The following is a 17848-nucleotide window of genomic DNA, read 5'->3' as shown; positions in this document are numbered from 1 at the left end:
CGCAGGAGCAGGTATGACGTTGTTTAGTTTGTTGTTAGTTTTGGGTTGGGAACGCCTTTTTAAATTAGGTGAACACTGGCAGCTGGATCATCGGCTTGAGCCGCTGTTTCGCGGTCGCCAGCGCTTCTCGTTGCTGCGTACGCTGCTGATGACCGTGATCGCCATGCTGCTGGTCTGGCTGGTGGTGTGGAGCCTGAAGGGTATTCTGTTTGGCGTGGCGCAGCTGCTGTTCTGGATTGTGGTCGGTTTGCTGTGCATTGGTGCCGGCTCGGTGCGGCTGCATTACCACCAGTATCTTAAAGCGGCGAGCCACGATGATGAAGCGGCCCATCAGGCGATGGCGGCAGAGCTGACGCTGATTCACGGCGTGCCGGTTGACTGTAGCGAGCGCGAATTTCTGCAGGCGCTGCAAAACGCGCTGATCTGGATTAATTTCCGCTTCTATCTTGCGCCGCTGTTCTGGTTTGTGGTCGGTGGCCCATATGGGCCGGTGTTGCTGGTGGGGTATGCGTTTCTGCGCGCCTGGCAGAGCTGGCTGGCAAAACACCGTTCCCCGCTGGAACGCGCACAGTCCGGCATCGATCGCATTCTGCACGTGCTGGACTGGATTCCGGTGCGGCTGGCCGGTGTGGCTTATGCGCTGCTGGGCCACGGCGAGCGTGCGCTGCCGGCATGGTTTGCCGCGCTCAGCGATGTGCATCGTCCACAGTATCAGGTGCTGACCAGCCTGGCGCAGTTCTCGCTGGCGCGCGATCCGCATCTGGATAAAGTGGAAACGCCACGGGTCGCCGTGGCGCTGGCCAAACGCGTTTCGCTGGTACTGGTCGTGGTAGTGGCGCTGCTGACCATCTACGGCACGTTAGTGTGATCGGCAGGCGGCACGCCGAAATCCGGTGTGCCGTCTTCGCGCCAGACAAAATATTTAAGCCGCGTATGGCGGTTGGGATCCCACAGCGGATCGCCCTCAATTTCGGTGTAATTCCGTGCGTGATACACCAGCACATCCCGTCCTGCTTCATCCACGGTAAAACTGTTATGCCCCGGACCGTACTGATGATTATCCCAGCTGGTGGCAAATACCGGCCGCGCCGATTTGTGCCATGCGCTGATGTCGAGCGGATCGGCCTGCGCGTCAATACTCAGTATGCCGAGGCAGTAATTTTCATCCGTGGCGCTGGCTGAGTAGGTGACAAACAGCCGCTCGCCATGGCGAATCACCGCCGGTCCCTCATTGACGCTAAAGCCGGCACACTCCCACTCATACTCCGGCCGGCTGAGCATCAGCGGCTGGGTTTTCAGTGTCCACGGATTCAGTAATTCCGCCAGATAAAGATTGGAGTTACCGGGAATGGCCGGGTCTTTTTGCGCCCACAGATACCAGTTTTTACCCTGATGCACGAAGTGGGTGGCGTCGAGGGCGAAGGTATCGAGGTGGGTTTGCACGCGGCGGCACGGCTGCCAGTGACCGCTGAGCGGATCGGCATCATCACATACCAGCGCGTACATACGGTGCTGAAACAGCCCCTCTTTGATTTCGCGGGACGGCGCGGCGGCGAAGTAAATCACCCACTGGCCATTAATCAGGTGCAGTTCCGGTGCCCAGATCAGGGCGCTGCAGGGACCACTGTCCGGTTTATGCCACACGGTTGTGGCCGGGGCGGTAATCAGGCCGTTAAGCGTGCTGGCATAGCGCAGCTCCAGCCGATCGTACTCGGGCACCGAAGCGATAAAGTAATAGCCATCGCTGTGGCGCAATATAAACGGATCGGCACGTTGCGTAATAAACGGGTTAGGCCAGCTCATTTAATTTCTCCTGGTTGTGAGGTTGCGCGGCGAACAGGGGCGGACAGGTCATGGAAGTTGGCGCGACGCAGCGCGAGATCCTGCTGGATGGTGCGCATCAGCGCGCGGTCCACTTTCAGCAGGCGCACCACGCCGGCGGTGATCAGATAGCCGACGCCGGGGATCAGGGTAAACAGCAGCACAATGCCGTTAAGCGCGCTGGCAGACTGCTGCTTCGCCGCTGCGTCATAGCCATACATCGACAATAAAAACCCGACCATGGCACCCGCTACCGCCAGTCCGACCTTGAGGAAAAACAGGTTGCCGGAGAAGCTGATCCCGGTGATGCGTTTACCGGTTTTCCATTCGCCGTAGTCATCGACATCAGCCATCAGCGACCAGTGCAGCGGCGACGGAATTTGGTGCAGGATGTTCAGCAGGAAATAAGCAATTACCACGGTGACGGTGGCGTGTGGATCGATCCAGTAAAAGCCGCTGGAGAACAGCGCCAGCGCAATGTTGGTCCAGAAAAACACCTTGAGCTTGCACCAGCGGTCGGTGAGGACTTTCGCCAGTGTGCTGCCCAGCATCATGCCGATGACGCCCAGGCTGATAAACAGCGTCGCAAAGTGCGTCGACTGGCCCATCACCCAGGTGACGTAATACATGGTGGCGGCCATGCGAATAAAACCGGGACAGACATTACAGAACGTCAGCAGCAGAATGCGCACCCACTGATCGTTCTTCCATACATCGCGCAAATCTTTCTTCAGATCATCGTTGCTCGGTACCGCCGGGCGAATACGCTCGCGCACCGTGGCAAAACAGAACAGAAACATCACCAGGCCAATCAGCGCCAGCACGCTCATTGCCAGCTGATAGCCGCGCGCTTTGTTGTCGCCGCCAAACCACTCGGCCATCGGCAGCAGCGACAGCGAGAGGATCAGCGTGGCGATGCCCACCATGACAAAGCGGTATGACTGGCAGGAGACGCGTTCACCGGGATCGTTAGTGATGACGCCGCCCAGCGAGCAGTAAGGAATATTGATGGCGGTGTAGGTCAGCGACATCAGGAAATAGGTGACAAATGCCCAGATCACCTTGTTGTCGTAGCTCCAGTCCGGGGTGGTAAACATCAGCACGCTGAACAGCACGTAGGGCAGCGATATCCACAGCAGCCATGGGCGAAAGCGTCCCCAGCGGCTCTGTGTGCGGTCGGCAATTGCGCCCATTATCGGGTCGGTCACCGCATCCAGCACCCGTACTGACAGCAACAGCGTGCCGACCAGCGCCGGAGCAAGGCCAAATACGTCGGTGTAGAAGTAGTTGAGGAACAGCATGATGGCACCGCCGATCATGTTGCATCCGGCGTCACCCATGCCGTATCCCAGTTTTTCTCTGAACGAGAGGGCTGCTCCTTTCATCAGTCGTCTCCTGCGACAAGTGGAGCAAAAATTATCAGCGTTAAATCAGTAACCTGGTGGGGAACAATCGGTCAGGATGATGGACAAAATACGCGGGCGGGGAAAAGTGTGAAGCGGATCGGCCCGGCAGCAGCGTGCCGGGCCCGGTGAAGCATCAGGCTTTCTGTACCCGATTTTTAACGGTATAACCCACGGCCAGCACCAGCAGCCACACCGGAATCAGCCACACTGAAATCGCCATGCCCGGCGTCATCAGCATGATCACCAGAATGGCCGCCAGGAACAGCAGGCAGATCCAGTTACCCAGCGGATACAGCACCGCTTTGAAACGGGTGGTCACGCCCTGCTGATCTTTCTTCTTACGGAATTTCAGGTGCGCGAGACTGATCATCGCCCAGTTGATGACCAGCGCGGAGACCACCAGCGACATCAGCAGGCCGAAGGCTTCACCTGGCATCAGGTAGTTGATCAGCACGCACAGCGCAGTGGCGACCGCCGAGACCAGAATGGTCGCCACCGGCACACCACGACGGTCCACTTTCAGCAGCGCTTTTGGCGCGTTGCCCTGCTGCGCGAGGCCGAACAGCATGCGGCTGTTACAGTAAACACAGCTGTTATACACCGACAGCGCGGCGGTCAGGATCACCACGTTGAGCGCATTCGCCACCAGCGCATCACCCAGTTCGTGGAAGATCAGCACAAACGGGCTGGTCTCTTCGGTGACGCGCGTCCATGGCAGCAGCGAGAGCAGCACCGCCAGTGAGCCGATGTAGAAAATCAGGATACGCCACAGCACCTGGTTGGTGGCTTTAGGGATGCTCTCTTGTGGATTGTCGGCTTCTGCGGCGGTGATACCCACCAGTTCAAGGCCGCCGAAGGAGAACATGATGATCGCCATCATCATCACCAGCCCGCTGACGCCGTGCGGCAGGAAACCGCCCTGGTTCCACAGGTTGCTGACGCTGGCCTGAGGGCCGCCGTTGCCGCTAAACAGCAGCCAGCCGCCAAACAGGATCATGCCGATGACCGCCACCACTTTGATAATCGCGAACCAGAACTCCATCTCACCGAACACTTTAACGTTGGTCAGGTTGATGGCGTTGATCACCACAAAGAAGATAGCCGCAGTGGCCCAGGTGGGGAATTCCGGCCACCAGAACTGAATATATTTGCCGACGGCGGTGAGTTCAGCCATCGCCACCAGCACATACAGCACCCAGTAGTTCCAGCCGGAGGCAAAGCCGGCAAAGTTGCCCCAGTATTTATAGGCGAAGTGGCTAAAGCTGCCGGCCACCGGCTCTTCCACCACCATTTCACCGAGCTGGCGCATGATCAGGAAGGCAATAAAACCGGCGATGGCATAGCCGAGAATCACGGCCGGACCGGCCGATTTAATCACTGATGCGCTGCCCAGAAACAGACCGGTACCGACGGCACCGCCCAGCGCAATCAGCTGAATATGGCGATTTTTCAGGCCGCGATGCAGCGTTTCGCCATGCTGTTGTTCCATACAAACCTCATGATGTTGTTATTGTGCACCTGCAGTGCGCGCACTGTAAGGCTGTTCTATCTGTGTACGTTTTTCTTTACGGTATCCGGCGGGCTGTGTGCAAGCCTGAGCTACCCTGGCGACCAGAATAGTGATAAGCGCGCCGCTTTGCACCTGCTTTTGCTTTTTGTGCTGAGAGATGGCTGAAAAAGCAGCAGCATCCTCTGCGCTTCCCTTGCGCTATTTCTGCCATGAATAAGGCTTAAACACGAATAGCATTCGCTTATGGCTACGCAGCCTGGTGCGCGCTAATGCAGTGTAAGGTTTGGTAAAAGTGAAATCTGTTAACATTTGCCGCGCTGAGACGCTTTTCTGCCAGATCCCGGTAAGTTAGCGCACGGTAACCGGTGTCTGCGGTGAAAGTGTGCGGGGGGCCATATAGACACAAGGTGAATACTTTGTTACTTTACGGGCACCATTTTTCAATTGGTATTACCAATTTACTCCGGACGTTTGGCTCATAAGAAGGGATGATGGCCTACAGTAAAATTCGCCAACCCAAGCTCTCCGATGCAATCGAGCAGCAGCTGGAATCCCTGATTATGGAAGGGACGCTCCAGCCGGGTGAAAAACTGCTTCCCGAGCGTGAACTGGCCAAACAGTTTGATGTCTCACGTCCATCGCTGCGCGAAGCGATCCAGAGTCTGGAAGCTAAAGGCCTGCTGCTGCGCCGTCAGGGTGGTGGCACCTTCGTACAGCAGAATCTCTGGCAAAGCCTGAGCGACCCGCTGGTCGGCCTGCTTGCTGAACATCCTGAATCCCAGTTTGACCTGCTGGAAACCCGCCATGCGCTGGAAGGCGTTGCGGCCTACTACGCTGCGCTGCGCGGCACCGATGAAGACCTGCAGCGTATTCGCGACTGTCACGTCAACATCCAGCAGGCGCAGGACAGCGGCGATTTAGATGCTGAGGCCGATGCGGTCATGAAGTATCAGATCGCTGTCACAGAAGCCGCCCATAATGTGGTGCTGCTGCATTTGCTGCGTTCGATGGGCCCTATGCTGGAACAGAACGTCCGTCAGAATTTCGAATTGCTCTACGCTCGCCGCGAAATGCTGGCGAAAGTGAGCGGTCACCGCGCCAGTATCTTTGAGGCGATTGTGGCTCGTGAGCCAGAACAAGCACGCGAGGCATCCCATCGTCACCTGGCGTTCATTGAGGAAATCTTGCTGGACAGAAGTCGGGAGCAGAGCCGTCGTGAACGCTCCCTGCGTCGTTTACAGCAACGTAAGGAATAACGCACGGCAATGAACGTGCGACATAAACGACGGGCCTGTCTTCTTGTGCTGTGAATCAGAAGCAAAGCACAAGCAGACAGGCTCCTGATAATTCAACGTATTAGACACAGATAAGGAATACACCCCATGTCAGAACGTTTACAGAATGACGTGGATCCGATCGAAACTCGTGACTGGCTACAGGCGATCGAATCGGTCATCCGTGAAGAAGGTGTTGAGCGCGCGCAGTATCTGATTGATCAGGTATTGAGTGCTGCACGCAAAGGCGGTGTGAAAGTGGCAGCGGGCGGCAACGCCGTCAGCAACTACATCAACTCCATTGCGGTCGAAGATGAGCCGGAATATCCGGGGAACACCTCTCTTGAACGTCGTATCCGTTCCGCAATCCGCTGGAACGCCATTATGTCGGTTCTGCGTGCGTCGAAGAAAGATCTGGAGCTGGGTGGTCACCTGTCGTCTTTCCAGTCTTCTGCCACCATTTATGAAGTGTGCTTCAACCACTTCTTCCGCGCGCGTAGCGAGCAGGATGGCGGCGATCTGGTCTATTTCCAGGGCCACATTTCTCCGGGCATCTACTCGCGTGCGTTCCTTGAAGGACGCCTGACTGAAGAGCAGATGAACAACTTCCGTCAGGAAGTCCACGGCAACGGTCTCTCTTCCTATCCGCATCCAAAACTGATGCCGGACTTCTGGCAGTTCCCGACCGTGTCGATGGGTCTCGGCCCACTGAACGCCATCTATCAGGCGAAGTTCCTGAAATATCTGGAACACCGCGGCCTGAAAGATACCTCTAAGCAGACCGTTTACGCCTTCCTTGGCGATGGCGAGATGGACGAACCAGAATCCAAAGGGGCGATCACCATCGCTACCCGTGAGAAGCTGGATAACCTGGTGTTCATCATCAACTGTAACCTGCAGCGCCTCGACGGTCCGGTCACCGGTAACGGTAAGATCATCAACGAGCTGGAAGGCATCTTTGCCGGTGCTGGCTGGAACGTGATCAAAGTGATCTGGGGCGGACGCTGGGACGAGCTGCTGAAGAAAGATACCAGCGGCAAGCTGATTCAGCTGATGAACGAAACCGTTGACGGCGACTATCAGACCTTCAAATCACGCGACGGTGCGTACGTGCGCGAGCACTTCTTCGGTAAATACCCGGAGACCGCAGCGCTGGTGAAAGACTGGTCAGACGAAGAGATCTTCGCCCTGAACCGTGGTGGTCACGATCCGAAGAAAATCTACGCGGCACTGAAGAAAGCGCAGGAGACCAAAGGTCAGCCAACGCTGATCCTGGCGCATACCATCAAAGGCTATGGTATGGGTGACACCGCGGAAGGTAAGAACATCGCGCACCAGGTTAAGAAGATGAACATGGATGGCGTTCGCTACATCCGCGATCGCTTCAACGTGCCAGTGGCTGACGACAAGATCGAACAACTGCCGTATGTGACCTTCGAAAAAGGCTCAGAAGAGTACAACTACCTGCACGGCCAGCGCGAGAAGCTGGGTGGCTATCTGCCAACCCGTCAGGCTGAGTTCAGCGAAAAGCTGGAAATGCCGGCGCTGGAAGAGTTCAGTGCGCTGCTGGAAGAGCAGAGCAAAGAGATCTCTACCACCATCGCCTTCGTGCGTGCGCTCAACGTGATGCTGAAGAACAAGTCGATCAAAGATCGTCTGGTGCCGATCCTCGCGGACGAAGCGCGTACCTTTGGTATGGAAGGTCTGTTCCGTCAGATTGGTATTTACAGCCCGAACGGCCAGCAGTATACGCCGCAGGACCGTGAGCAGGTTGCTTACTATAAAGAAGACGAGAAAGGCCAGATTCTGCAGGAAGGGATCAACGAGCTGGGCGCAGGGTCTTCCTGGCTGGCGGCGGCGACCTCTTACAGCACCAACAACCTGCCGATGATTCCGTTCTACATCTACTATTCGATGTTTGGTTTCCAGCGCATCGGCGATCTGATGTGGCTGGCAGGCGACCAGCAGGCGCGCGGCTTCCTGGTGGGCGGCACGTCCGGTCGTACCACGCTGAACGGTGAAGGTCTGCAGCACGAAGATGGTCACAGCCACATTCAGTCGCTGACTATCCCGAACTGTATCTCTTACGATCCGTCTTACGCGTACGAAGTGGCAGTCATCATGCATGACGGTCTGGTACGTATGTACGGCGAAGCGCAGGAAAATATTTACTACTACATCACCACGCTGAACGAAAACTACCACATGCCTGCGATGCCGCAGGGTGCGGAAGAGGGTATCCGTAAGGGTATCTACAAGCTGGAGACGGTAGAAGGCAGCAAAGGCAAAGTGCAGCTGCTGGGCTCAGGTTCTATCCTGCGTCACGTGCGCGAAGCGGCACAGATCCTGGCGAAGGATTACGGCATCGGTTCTGACGTCTACAGCGTGACCTCGTTCACCGAGCTGGCACGCGACGGTCAGGATTGTGAGCGCTGGAATATGCTGCACCCAACGGAGACTCCACGCGTACCGTACATCGCTCAGGTGATGAACGACGCGCCGGCGGTGGCATCGACCGACTACATGAAGCTGTTCGCAGAGCAGGTTCGCAGCTACGTGCCAGCCAGCGATTATCGCGTGCTGGGTACTGATGGTTTCGGCCGTTCAGACAGCCGCGAAAACCTGCGTCACCACTTCGAAGTGGATGCGTCATACGTAGTGGTTGCAGCCCTGGGTGAACTGGCTAAACGCGGCGAAATCGAGAAGAAAGTGGTGGCGGATGCGATCGCGAAATTCAACATCGATGCCGATAAAGTTAACCCGCGTCTGGCTTAAGAGGTAAGAGAGTAATGGCTATCGAAATTAACGTACCGGATATCGGGTCAGACGAAGTTGAAGTCACCGAGATTCTGGTCAAGGTGGGCGACAAGGTTGAAGCCGAACAGTCGCTGATCACCGTGGAAGGCGATAAAGCCTCGATGGAAGTGCCTTCGCCGCAGGCCGGCGTGGTCAAAGAGATCAAAATCGCGACCGGTGACAAAGTGAATACCGGTTCACTGATCATGATTTTCGACGCCGAAGGTGCAGCTGCTGCGGCACCGGCCGCCGAAGAGAAACCAGCGGAAGCCGCACCTGCTGCGGCTGCCGCCAGCGAAGCGAAAGACGTTAACGTACCGGATATCGGCGGCGATGAAGTCGAAGTCACCGAAATTCTGGTTAAAGTGGGCGACAAAGTGGCGGCTGAGCAATCGCTGATCACCGTCGAAGGCGACAAAGCCTCCATGGAAGTGCCTGCACCGTTTGCCGGTGTGGTGAAAGAGATCAAAATCGCCACAGGCGACAAGGTGAACACCGGTTCACTGATCATGATCTTTGAAGCCGAAGGCGCGGCGCCAGCAGCGGCTGCCAAACCTGCCGTGAAAGAAGCGGCGGCCTCCGCGCCAGCCGCGGCTGCGGGTGCCAAAGACGTTAACGTCCCGGATATCGGCGGCGACGAAGTGGAAGTCACCGAAGTGCTGGTCAAAGTAGGCGATAAAGTTGAGTCTGAGCAGTCACTGATCGTGGTGGAAGGCGATAAAGCGTCAATGGAAGTTCCGGCGCCGTTTGCCGGTACGGTTAAAGCGCTGAAAGTAGCTACCGGCGATAAAGTCAGCACCGGTTCGCTTATCATGGTGTTCGAAGTAGAAGGCGCTGCGCCGGCTGCTGCGGCACCGGCAGCGAAACAGGAAGCCGCACCCGCTGCAGAAGCCAAACCGGCTGCTGCACCTGCGCCAGCAGCGGCGAAAGCCGATGCGAAGAGCGAATTTGCTGAAAACGATGCTTACGTGCACGCCACGCCGGTGATTCGTCGCCTGGCGCGCGAGTTCGGTGTTAACCTGGCGAAAGTCAAAGGCACCGGCCGTAAAGGTCGCATCCTCAAAGAGGACGTGCAGGCTTACGTGAAAGACGCAGTGAAACGCGCTGAAGCGGCCCCGGCTGCGGCCGCAGGCGGCGGTATTCCGGGCATGCTGCCATGGCCGAAAGTGGACTTCAGCAAGTTCGGTGAAATCGAAGAAGTGGAACTGGGTCGTATCCAGAAAATCTCGGGTGCTAACCTGAGCCGTAACTGGGTAATGATTCCGCATGTGACCCACTTCGACAAAACCGATATCACCGATCTGGAAGCGTTCCGTAAGCAGCAGAATGCGGAAGCCGAGAAGCGCAAGCTGGATGTGAAGTTCACCCCGGTGGTGTTCATCATGAAAGCGGTCGCGGCGGCACTGGAGCAGATGCCACGTTTCAACAGCTCGCTGTCGGAAGATGGCCAGAAGCTGACACTGAAAAAGTACATCAACATCGGTGTGGCGGTCGATACGCCAAACGGTCTGGTGGTTCCGGTGTTCAAAGACGTGAACAAGAAAGGCATCACTGAGCTGTCGCGTGAGCTGATGGCGACGTCGAAGAAAGCGCGTGATGGCAAACTGACCGCCAGCGATATGCAGGGCGGCTGTTTCACCATCTCCAGCCTTGGCGGCCTCGGCACCACGCACTTCGCGCCAATTGTTAACGCGCCGGAAGTGGCTATCCTCGGGGTGTCTAAGTCGGCGATGGAGCCGGTGTGGAACGGCAAAGAGTTCGCTCCGCGCCTGATGATGCCGATTTCGCTGTCGTTCGACCACCGCGTCATCGACGGTGCGGATGGTGCGCGCTTCATCACCATCATTAACAATATGCTGTCTGATATTCGCCGTCTGGTGATGTGACATTAATCAAGGCCGGCAAATGCCGGCCTTGTTGTAAGCATTCGGAGTTGCCGCGGTTGGCAGTTTGTTAACAATTCTGTAAACTCTCGCGGTGAAATGTCCCGGTGGAGATAGGGCATCAAGAGCCTGGGAAAGGGTCGCTTTTGACCGCCGGCAATCTAACAAGAGGTCATGATGAGTACAGAGATTAAAACTCAAGTCGTGGTACTTGGGGCAGGTCCTGCAGGTTACTCTGCAGCCTTCCGTTGCGCTGATTTAGGTCTGGAAACCGTACTGGTAGAGCGCTACAGCACCCTCGGCGGTGTCTGTCTGAACGTCGGCTGTATCCCGTCAAAAGCGCTGCTGCACGTGGCGAAAGTCATCGAAGAAGCTAAGGCTCTGGAAGAGCACGGTATCGTGTTTGGCCAGCCGCAGACTGACATCAACAAAATCCGTACCTGGAAAGAGAAAGTCATCACTCAGCTGACCGGCGGTCTGGCTGGCATGGCAAAAGGCCGCAAAGTGAAAGTGGTCAACGGTCTGGGTAAATTCACCGGCGCCAATACGCTGGTGGTAGAAGGGGAAGGTGGCGCAACCACCATCAACTTCGATAACGCCATCATCGCTGCAGGCTCGCGTCCTATCGAACTGCCTTTCATTCCACATAACGATCCGCGCGTGTGGGATTCTACCGATGCGCTGGAGCTGAAAGAAGTTCCGAAGCGTCTGCTGGTTATGGGCGGTGGCATCATCGGTCTGGAGATGGGTACCGTCTACCATGCGCTGGGTTCAGAGATCGACGTGGTCGAGATGTTTGACCAGGTGATCCCGGCCGCCGATAAAGACGTGGTGAAAGTGTTCACCAAGCGTATCAGCAAGAAATTCAACCTGATGCTGGAAACCAAAGTCACCGCGGTAGAAGCGAAAGACGACGGTATCTACGTATCAATGGAAGGTAAAAAAGCGCCGGCTGAACCACAGCGTTACGACGCAGTGCTGGTGGCGATTGGCCGTGTACCGAACGGTAAAGGTCTGGATGCTGGCAAAGCAGGCGTGGAAGTGGACGATCGCGGCTTTATCCGCGTCGACAAACAGATGCGCACCAACGTGCCACACATCTATGCTATCGGTGACATCGTCGGTCAGCCAATGCTGGCGCACAAAGGCGTGCACGAAGGTCACGTGGCGGCAGAAGTGATTTCCGGTCTGAAGCACTACTTCGACCCGAAAGTGATCCCTTCTATCGCTTATACCGAGCCAGAAGTGGCCTGGGTGGGTCTGACCGAGAAAGAAGCCAAAGAGAAAGGCATCAGCTACGAAGTGTCCACCTTCCCGTGGGCGGCATCGGGCCGTGCTATCGCGTCTGACTGTGCAGACGGTATGACCAAACTGATCTTCGACAAAGAGACGCACCGTGTTATTGGTGGCGCGATTGTCGGTACCAACGGCGGCGAGCTGCTGGGTGAAATCGGTCTGGCTATCGAGATGGGTTGTGATGCCGAAGATATCGCGCTGACCATCCACGCGCACCCAACCCTGCACGAATCGGTTGGCCTGGCGGCGGAAGTGTTTGAAGGTAGCATTACTGACCTGCCAAATCCGAAAGCGAAAAAGAAATAATTTCGCCTGAGGCTTAGGTTAATTAACGGCTCCTGTAAGGAGCCGTTTTTTTATTAATCGAAAACGTAAGTTGAATAGATAAAAGCGGGCGCAGGAGCAACACGTTAACGATGCCGGAATAGCGGAGGAGACCCTCCGCTATTGAAGTTTACTGTTGTGCTTCGTAAGCCATGACAGCCGATAATTCAGCCGCGAATATCCGCAATCGTAATTCACACAGTGAACTGCGATTTGCCAGGCATAAACCTAACAGGATGAGCCCGCTGATAATCAGCGTGCTGAATTTCACCTTCATAATCACTTACTCCTTGCATTAGCACGAGCAAGCCATTACCCTGACACTGTCTGGGTGTAGGGTAGTGGCTCACCCGTGCGGTTAATGAAAATTAATCGCACGGTTCACCTTCCACCATCCACCTCAATTTCTTTTGCAGATCTTAAGGCAGATAGCCTCAAGCGCCCGCAGGCAGTCTACGCTATTTATTTATCATTTCCTCTTTTATTTTTTTATCTCTTTTTTAAATCGCAGTTATTTTTTAAGGGTGTATTTTAATTGAGTGACTAAGTTTAAAGGTTAATTTAAACCGGCACTGCGTTGATAATTAATTAAATACGCGCAAGGCATCACGTTCAATATTTATCAGGTGATGTGGTATTAATTTTTCCTCAGGAAAACGTGTGCGGGAAGCTGAAGGGTAGCCGTTTAGTGCAAGCGCATTAGCACATAACCAAAAGTGAATGAACCGGCCTGAAAGGGGATTGCAGGTTATGGATTCGCTGTGTGAGGGCCGGATGCAACAAATTACGCGCTACAACCTGGCTCCGCTGGCTACCGGCACAGGCGCGAACAGGCACTATTAGAGCCGTTCTGGCTTCTCTCCTGGCGCAAAGCGCAGTCAAATCTGCTAAATAACGCGCGGATGTTGCTTTTTTGTAAACGGATTAACAATCAGCCGAAATCCTGCTATGCTGGCCGACGCAGAACCGGGCACCTCACCCTACTGTTTGACAGCATCAACAGGTGCACCGGAAAGCTATACAATGAGAGCGAGGAGAACGTCGTGCTAGAAGAATACCGTAAGCACGTTGCCGAGCGTGCTGCCCAGGGAATCGTACCTAAGCCGTTAGATGCTTCCCAGATGGCCGCGCTGGTTGAACTGCTGAAAAACCCGCCAGCGGGTGAAGAAGAATTCCTGACTGACCTGCTGGTCAACCGTGTCCCGCCGGGTGTTGATGAAGCGGCGTATGTAAAAGCCGGATTCCTGGCAGCTATCGCAAAGGGCGAAGCCCACTCTCCTCTGGTCACTCGTGAAAAAGCAGTCGAACTGCTGGGCACCATGCAGGGCGGCTACAACATCCATGCGCTGATCGAGGCGCTTGACGATGAGGCTCTGGCACCGATTGCCGCTGAAGCACTGTCCCACACGCTGCTGATGTTCGATAACTTCTACGACGTCGAAGAGAAAGCCAAAGCGGGTAATCCCCACGCGAAGAAAATCCTCCAGTCCTGGGCTGATGCAGAATGGTTCCTTAAGCGTCCTAAGCTGGCAGAAAAAATCACCACCACCGTGTTCAAAGTGACCGGCGAAACCAACACCGACGACCTCTCTCCGGCGCCGGATGCATGGTCACGTCCGGATATTCCACTGCACGCGCTGGCAATGCTGAAAAACCCACGTGACGGTATCGAACCCGACGATGCTGGCAACGTTGGCCCGATCAAACAGATTGAAGCTCTGCAGCAGAAAGGCTTCCCGCTGACCTACGTCGGTGACGTGGTTGGTACCGGTTCTTCACGTAAGTCCGCGACCAACTCAGTGCTGTGGTTCATGGGTGACGACATTCCGTATGTGCCGAACAAAAAAGGCGGCGGTCTGTGCCTCGGCGGTAAAATCGCGCCGATCTTCTTCAACACCATGGAAGATGCCGGCGCGCTGCCGATCGAACTCGACGTTGAGCGCCTGAACATGGGCGATGTGATTGACGTTTACCCATACAAGGGTGAAGTACGCAATCACGAGACCAATGAACTGCTGGCGACCTTTGCGCTGAAAACCGACGTGCTGCTGGATGAAGTGCGCGCCGGTGGCCGTATTCCGCTGATTATCGGTCGCGGCCTGACCACCAAAGCGCGTGAGTCGCTGGGTCTGCCGCACAGCGATGTGTTCACCAAAGCCAAAGATGTGGCCGAAAGCAACCGTGGTTACTCGCTGGCGCAGAAAATGGTGGGCCGCGCCTGCGGCGTGGCAGGGATTCGTCCTGGCGCCTACTGTGAACCGAAAATGACCTCGGTCGGCTCTCAGGACACCACCGGTCCGATGACCCGTGATGAACTGAAAGATCTGGCGTGTCTGGGCTTCTCCTCCGATCTGGTGATGCAGTCCTTCTGTCACACTGCCGCTTATCCGAAGCCGGTCGATGTCACCACACACCACACGCTGCCGGACTTCATCATGAACCGTGGCGGTGTCTCGCTGCGTCCGGGCGATGGCGTGATTCACAGCTGGCTGAACCGTATGCTGCTGCCGGATACCGTCGGCACCGGCGGTGACTCACACACCCGCTTCCCGATTGGCATCTCGTTCCCGGCCGGCTCTGGTCTGGTGGCGTTTGCCGCGGCGACGGGCGTTATGCCTCTGGATATGCCGGAGTCAGTGCTGGTGCGCTTCAAAGGCGAAATGCAGCCGGGCATCACGCTGCGCGATCTGGTGCACGCGATTCCGCTGTACGCCATCAAGCAGGGCCTGCTGACCGTTGAGAAGAAAGGCAAGAAAAACATCTTCTCCGGTCGCGTGCTGGAAATCGAAGGTCTGCCGAAGCTGAAAGTTGAGCAGGCGTTTGAGCTGACCGATGCCTCGGCCGAGCGTTCTGCGGCGGGTTGTACCATCAAGCTGGATAAAGAGCCGATCATCGAGTATCTGAACTCCAACATCGTGCTGCTGAAGTGGATGATCTCCGAAGGTTACGGCGACCGTCGTACGCTGGAGCGCCGTATTCAGGGCATGGAAAAATGGCTGGCCGATCCGCAACTGCTGGAAGCCGATGCCGATGCGGAATACGCAGCGGTGATCGAAATCGATCTGGCGGAAATCAAAGAGCCCATCCTGTGTGCGCCGAACGATCCGGACGACGCGCGCTGGCTGTCTGACGTGCAGGGCGAGAAGATCGACGAAGTGTTCATCGGTTCGTGCATGACCAACATCGGTCACTTCCGTGCGGCAGGTAAATTGCTGGACGCGCACAAAGGCCAGCTGCCGACCCGCCTGTGGGTAGCGCCGCCAACCAAGATGGATGCCGCGCAGCTGACAGAAGAGGGCTACTACAGCGTCTTCGGTAAGAGCGGTGCGCGTATTGAGATCCCGGGCTGTTCACTGTGCATGGGTAACCAGGCGCGCGTGAAAGACGGCGCGACGGTGGTTTCCACCTCGACCCGTAACTTCCCGAACCGTCTGGGTACCGGTGCCAACGTGTTCCTGGCATCAGCCGAGCTGGCCGCGGTCGCTTCCCTGCTGGGTAAACTGCCTACGCCGGACGAGTATCAGCAGTTTATGGTGCAGGTGGATAAAACCGCTGCCGACACCTACCGCTACCTGAACTTCGATCAGCTGGGCCAGTACACCGAAAAAGCGGACGGAGTGATTTTCCAGACCGCGGTGTAAAATACGCCTGCCAGTGAAAAAGGGACGAGCGCATCGTCCCTTTTTTTATGCGCTTTTTTCCCTCGCCGTCTCCAGGCATAATGCGAGCGCGATCCCACTTTCTTGCGCGCGCTGCGCACAAAATGCACGAAAGCGTGCCGTCTGGCGCGCCACTGGTATGAGGCCAACATGGAATATGAATTTCTGCGTGACGTGACCGGTCAGGTCCGGGTGCGCATGTCGATGGACCACGAAGCGGTGGGGCACTGGTTCAATGAAGAAGTGAAAGAGAACTTTGCGCTGCTGGATGAAGTCGAAGCCGCGGTGCGTGCAGTCAAAGGCACGCAGCAGCAGTGGCAGCGCGTCGGGCACGAATATACGCTGTGGCTGGATGAGGAAGAGGTGATGATCCGCGCCAATCAGCTGGCGTTAGAGGATGACGGCCTGGAAGAGGGCATGACTTATTACGATGAGGAGAGCCTGTCGTTCTGCGGCGTGGAGGATTTTCTTGCGGTGATTGCTGCTTATCGCCGGTTTATGGCCGGCCGCTAACGGGCGCCCGCAGCCGGGGCGCCACTGCCGTTACGCAGGTTACACGCCGTTAATGGCGGAACGGGCGTGGGATAAAGGTTCCTCATCCACAATCGGTTCGACCTTGCCGAGCAGGAACAGGTAGTTAAGGATTCCGATCACCACCAGCACCGCCGAGAACACCAGCGCCCAGGTAAAGTGGCCGGTGGCACCGACGATAGCGCCGGTAATGATTGGCCCGACCGCGCCGCCCATATTGGAGACGGTATTCTGCAACCCGGCAACAATTGACACGCTGTTGGTGGGCGCAACATCGCCCGGCAGCGCCCACACCTGAGAGGCCGCGACGGTGGTGCCGGACTTAGCAATACACAGCAGCAGCACCGTCATGAACACGGAATCGGTGAACGGCGCGAACCCGATGCACAGCGCCATCAGCAGGCCAATCGTCAGGAACAGCTTGCGCGTGGCGGTCAGCGACAGCACTTTTTTGTGCACCATACGGTCCGACGCCCAGCCCGCCAGCACCTCAATCACCATGCCGCAGATCAGCGGCAGCGCCGCCACCATGCCCATTTTCAGGAAATCCATCCCTTTGTCTTTCACCAGGTAAGTTGGCAGCCAGGTGATAAAGAAGTAGGAAGTGTAATTGATGGTGAAGAAGCCAATACACATCGCCCAGATGTTGCGGTAACGCAGCAGCTTGTACCACTTCATCGGCCGCACGTTCTTATCGCCGTGCTTCTGCGCCTGGCCATCGCGGATCAGGCGCACTTCATCGGCGCTGATCGCTTTGTGGTCTTCCGGGTTCTCGGCATAAATGAAGTACCAGGCGATGACCCAAATTAGCCCGACGGCACCAATCGCCAGAAAGGTCAGACGCCAGTCGAACAGCGCGATCATAAAGACGATCAGCGGCATGGCGACGGCCCCGCCAAATTTTGATGCGCTGTCAAACAGGCCGGAGACGGTGGCGCGCTCGCGATCCGGGAACCAGCGCGCGGTAATACCGGCGTTGCTGGGATAAGCCGCCGCTTCACCCACGCCGAGCGCCAGACGCAGCGCCAGCAGTGATTTAAAGCCGGTGGCGAGCCCCATCGCCATGGTGGCAATCGACCACCAGCCGACAGCGATTCCGAGGCCTTTTTTCTGGCCGAAGCGGTCGGCAAACCAGCCTGCCGGGATCTGCAACAGCGCGTAGGACCAGAAAAATGCCGCCATGATAAAGCCCATCATCTCCGGATTGATGTCGAGCTCGGTGATCAGGTGCGGTGCGGCGGCAGAGAGTACGGTACGATCAATATAGTTAATGGCAATGGCCAGCCACATCAGGCCGGCGATCCACCATCTGATGCGTGTTGAGCGTGCGGTGTTGGTCATAATCATT

12 protein-coding genes are annotated in these 17848 nt (G+C 56.5%); 7 read left to right on the top strand and 5 right to left on the bottom strand.

Annotation, left to right across the window (positions count from 1 at the left end):
* Positions 1-13: 13 nt before the first annotated feature.
* Complete coding sequence (gene ampE, locus AC6I7J_RS15825) at positions 14-868, top strand: beta-lactamase regulator AmpE (protein WP_031279700.1); 855 nt, start codon at positions 14-16, stop codon at positions 866-868.
* On the opposite strand, the gene AC6I7J_RS15820 is transcribed toward ampE, so the two are convergent.
* The 3 genes from AC6I7J_RS15820 to aroP all read right to left on the bottom strand — a co-directional run bounded on the left by AC6I7J_RS15820 (position 850) and on the right by aroP (position 4716).
* Entirely contained in the window at positions 850-1803 is a 954-nt protein-coding gene (locus AC6I7J_RS15820) for a glycoside hydrolase family 43 protein (protein WP_498006144.1), read from the bottom strand. The genes ampE and AC6I7J_RS15820 overlap by 19 nt on opposite strands.
* A complete protein-coding gene (locus AC6I7J_RS15815; protein WP_031279699.1) occupies positions 1800-3206 on the bottom strand; it encodes a glycoside-pentoside-hexuronide (GPH):cation symporter in 1407 nt (468 codons plus the stop codon). Before AC6I7J_RS15815 ends, AC6I7J_RS15820 begins: the two co-directional genes overlap by 4 nt.
* Positions 3207-3360: 154 nt before the next feature.
* Positions 3361-4716, bottom strand: coding sequence for an aromatic amino acid transporter AroP (aroP, locus tag AC6I7J_RS15810; RefSeq protein WP_021507540.1), 1356 nt, complete (start codon positions 4714-4716; stop codon positions 3361-3363).
* Positions 4717-5228: 512 nt separating this feature from the next.
* Between aroP and pdhR the strand changes: the two genes are divergently transcribed.
* The 4 genes from pdhR (at position 5229) to lpdA (ending at position 12292) form a co-directional block, all read left to right on the top strand.
* Complete coding sequence (pdhR, locus tag AC6I7J_RS15805; RefSeq protein ID WP_021507539.1) at positions 5229-5993, top strand: pyruvate dehydrogenase complex transcriptional repressor PdhR; 765 nt, start codon at positions 5229-5231, stop codon at positions 5991-5993.
* Positions 5994-6119: 126 nt separating this feature from the next.
* Positions 6120-8786 (top strand): pyruvate dehydrogenase (acetyl-transferring), homodimeric type, encoded by a 2667-nt coding sequence (gene aceE, locus AC6I7J_RS15800; protein WP_021507538.1) that lies wholly within the window; start codon positions 6120-6122, stop codon positions 8784-8786.
* 14 nt (positions 8787-8800) lie between these two features.
* Positions 8801-10693 (top strand): pyruvate dehydrogenase complex dihydrolipoyllysine-residue acetyltransferase, encoded by a 1893-nt coding sequence (aceF, locus tag AC6I7J_RS15795; protein ID WP_498006141.1) that lies wholly within the window; start codon positions 8801-8803, stop codon positions 10691-10693.
* A gap of 174 nt (positions 10694-10867) precedes the next feature.
* The gene (gene lpdA / locus AC6I7J_RS15790) at positions 10868-12292 is read left to right on the top strand and encodes a dihydrolipoyl dehydrogenase (RefSeq protein ID WP_021507536.1); all 1425 of its coding nucleotides are present in this window, start codon (positions 10868-10870) and stop codon (positions 12290-12292) included.
* A gap of 148 nt (positions 12293-12440) precedes the next feature.
* Here the strand turns inward: lpdA and AC6I7J_RS15785 are convergent, their stop codons facing one another.
* Positions 12441-12587 carry a Hok/Gef family protein gene (locus tag AC6I7J_RS15785; protein ID WP_021314460.1) on the bottom strand — a complete coding sequence of 49 codons (147 nt, stop codon included), beginning with the start codon at positions 12585-12587 and terminating at the stop codon, positions 12441-12443.
* 766 nt (positions 12588-13353) lie between these two features.
* On the opposite strand from AC6I7J_RS15785, the gene acnB reads away from it, so the two are divergent.
* Both acnB and yacL read left to right on the top strand, forming a co-directional pair.
* Positions 13354-15951, top strand: a complete 2598-nt coding sequence (acnB, locus tag AC6I7J_RS15780) for a bifunctional aconitate hydratase 2/2-methylisocitrate dehydratase (protein WP_141496256.1) — start codon at positions 13354-13356, stop codon at positions 15949-15951.
* A gap of 168 nt (positions 15952-16119) precedes the next feature.
* The gene (yacL, locus tag AC6I7J_RS15775; RefSeq protein WP_031279698.1) at positions 16120-16482 is read left to right on the top strand and encodes a protein YacL; all 363 of its coding nucleotides are present in this window, start codon (positions 16120-16122) and stop codon (positions 16480-16482) included.
* Between the two features lie 39 nt (positions 16483-16521).
* On the opposite strand, the gene AC6I7J_RS15770 is transcribed toward yacL, so the two are convergent.
* Positions 16522-17841 (bottom strand): MFS transporter, encoded by a 1320-nt coding sequence (locus AC6I7J_RS15770; RefSeq protein WP_021507533.1) that lies wholly within the window; start codon positions 17839-17841, stop codon positions 16522-16524.
* Positions 17842-17848: the final 7 nt, after the last annotated feature.

It is taken from the genome of Type-C symbiont of Plautia stali (genome assembly GCF_059730935.1).
This window is presented reverse-complemented; position numbering and strand designations above follow the sequence as displayed.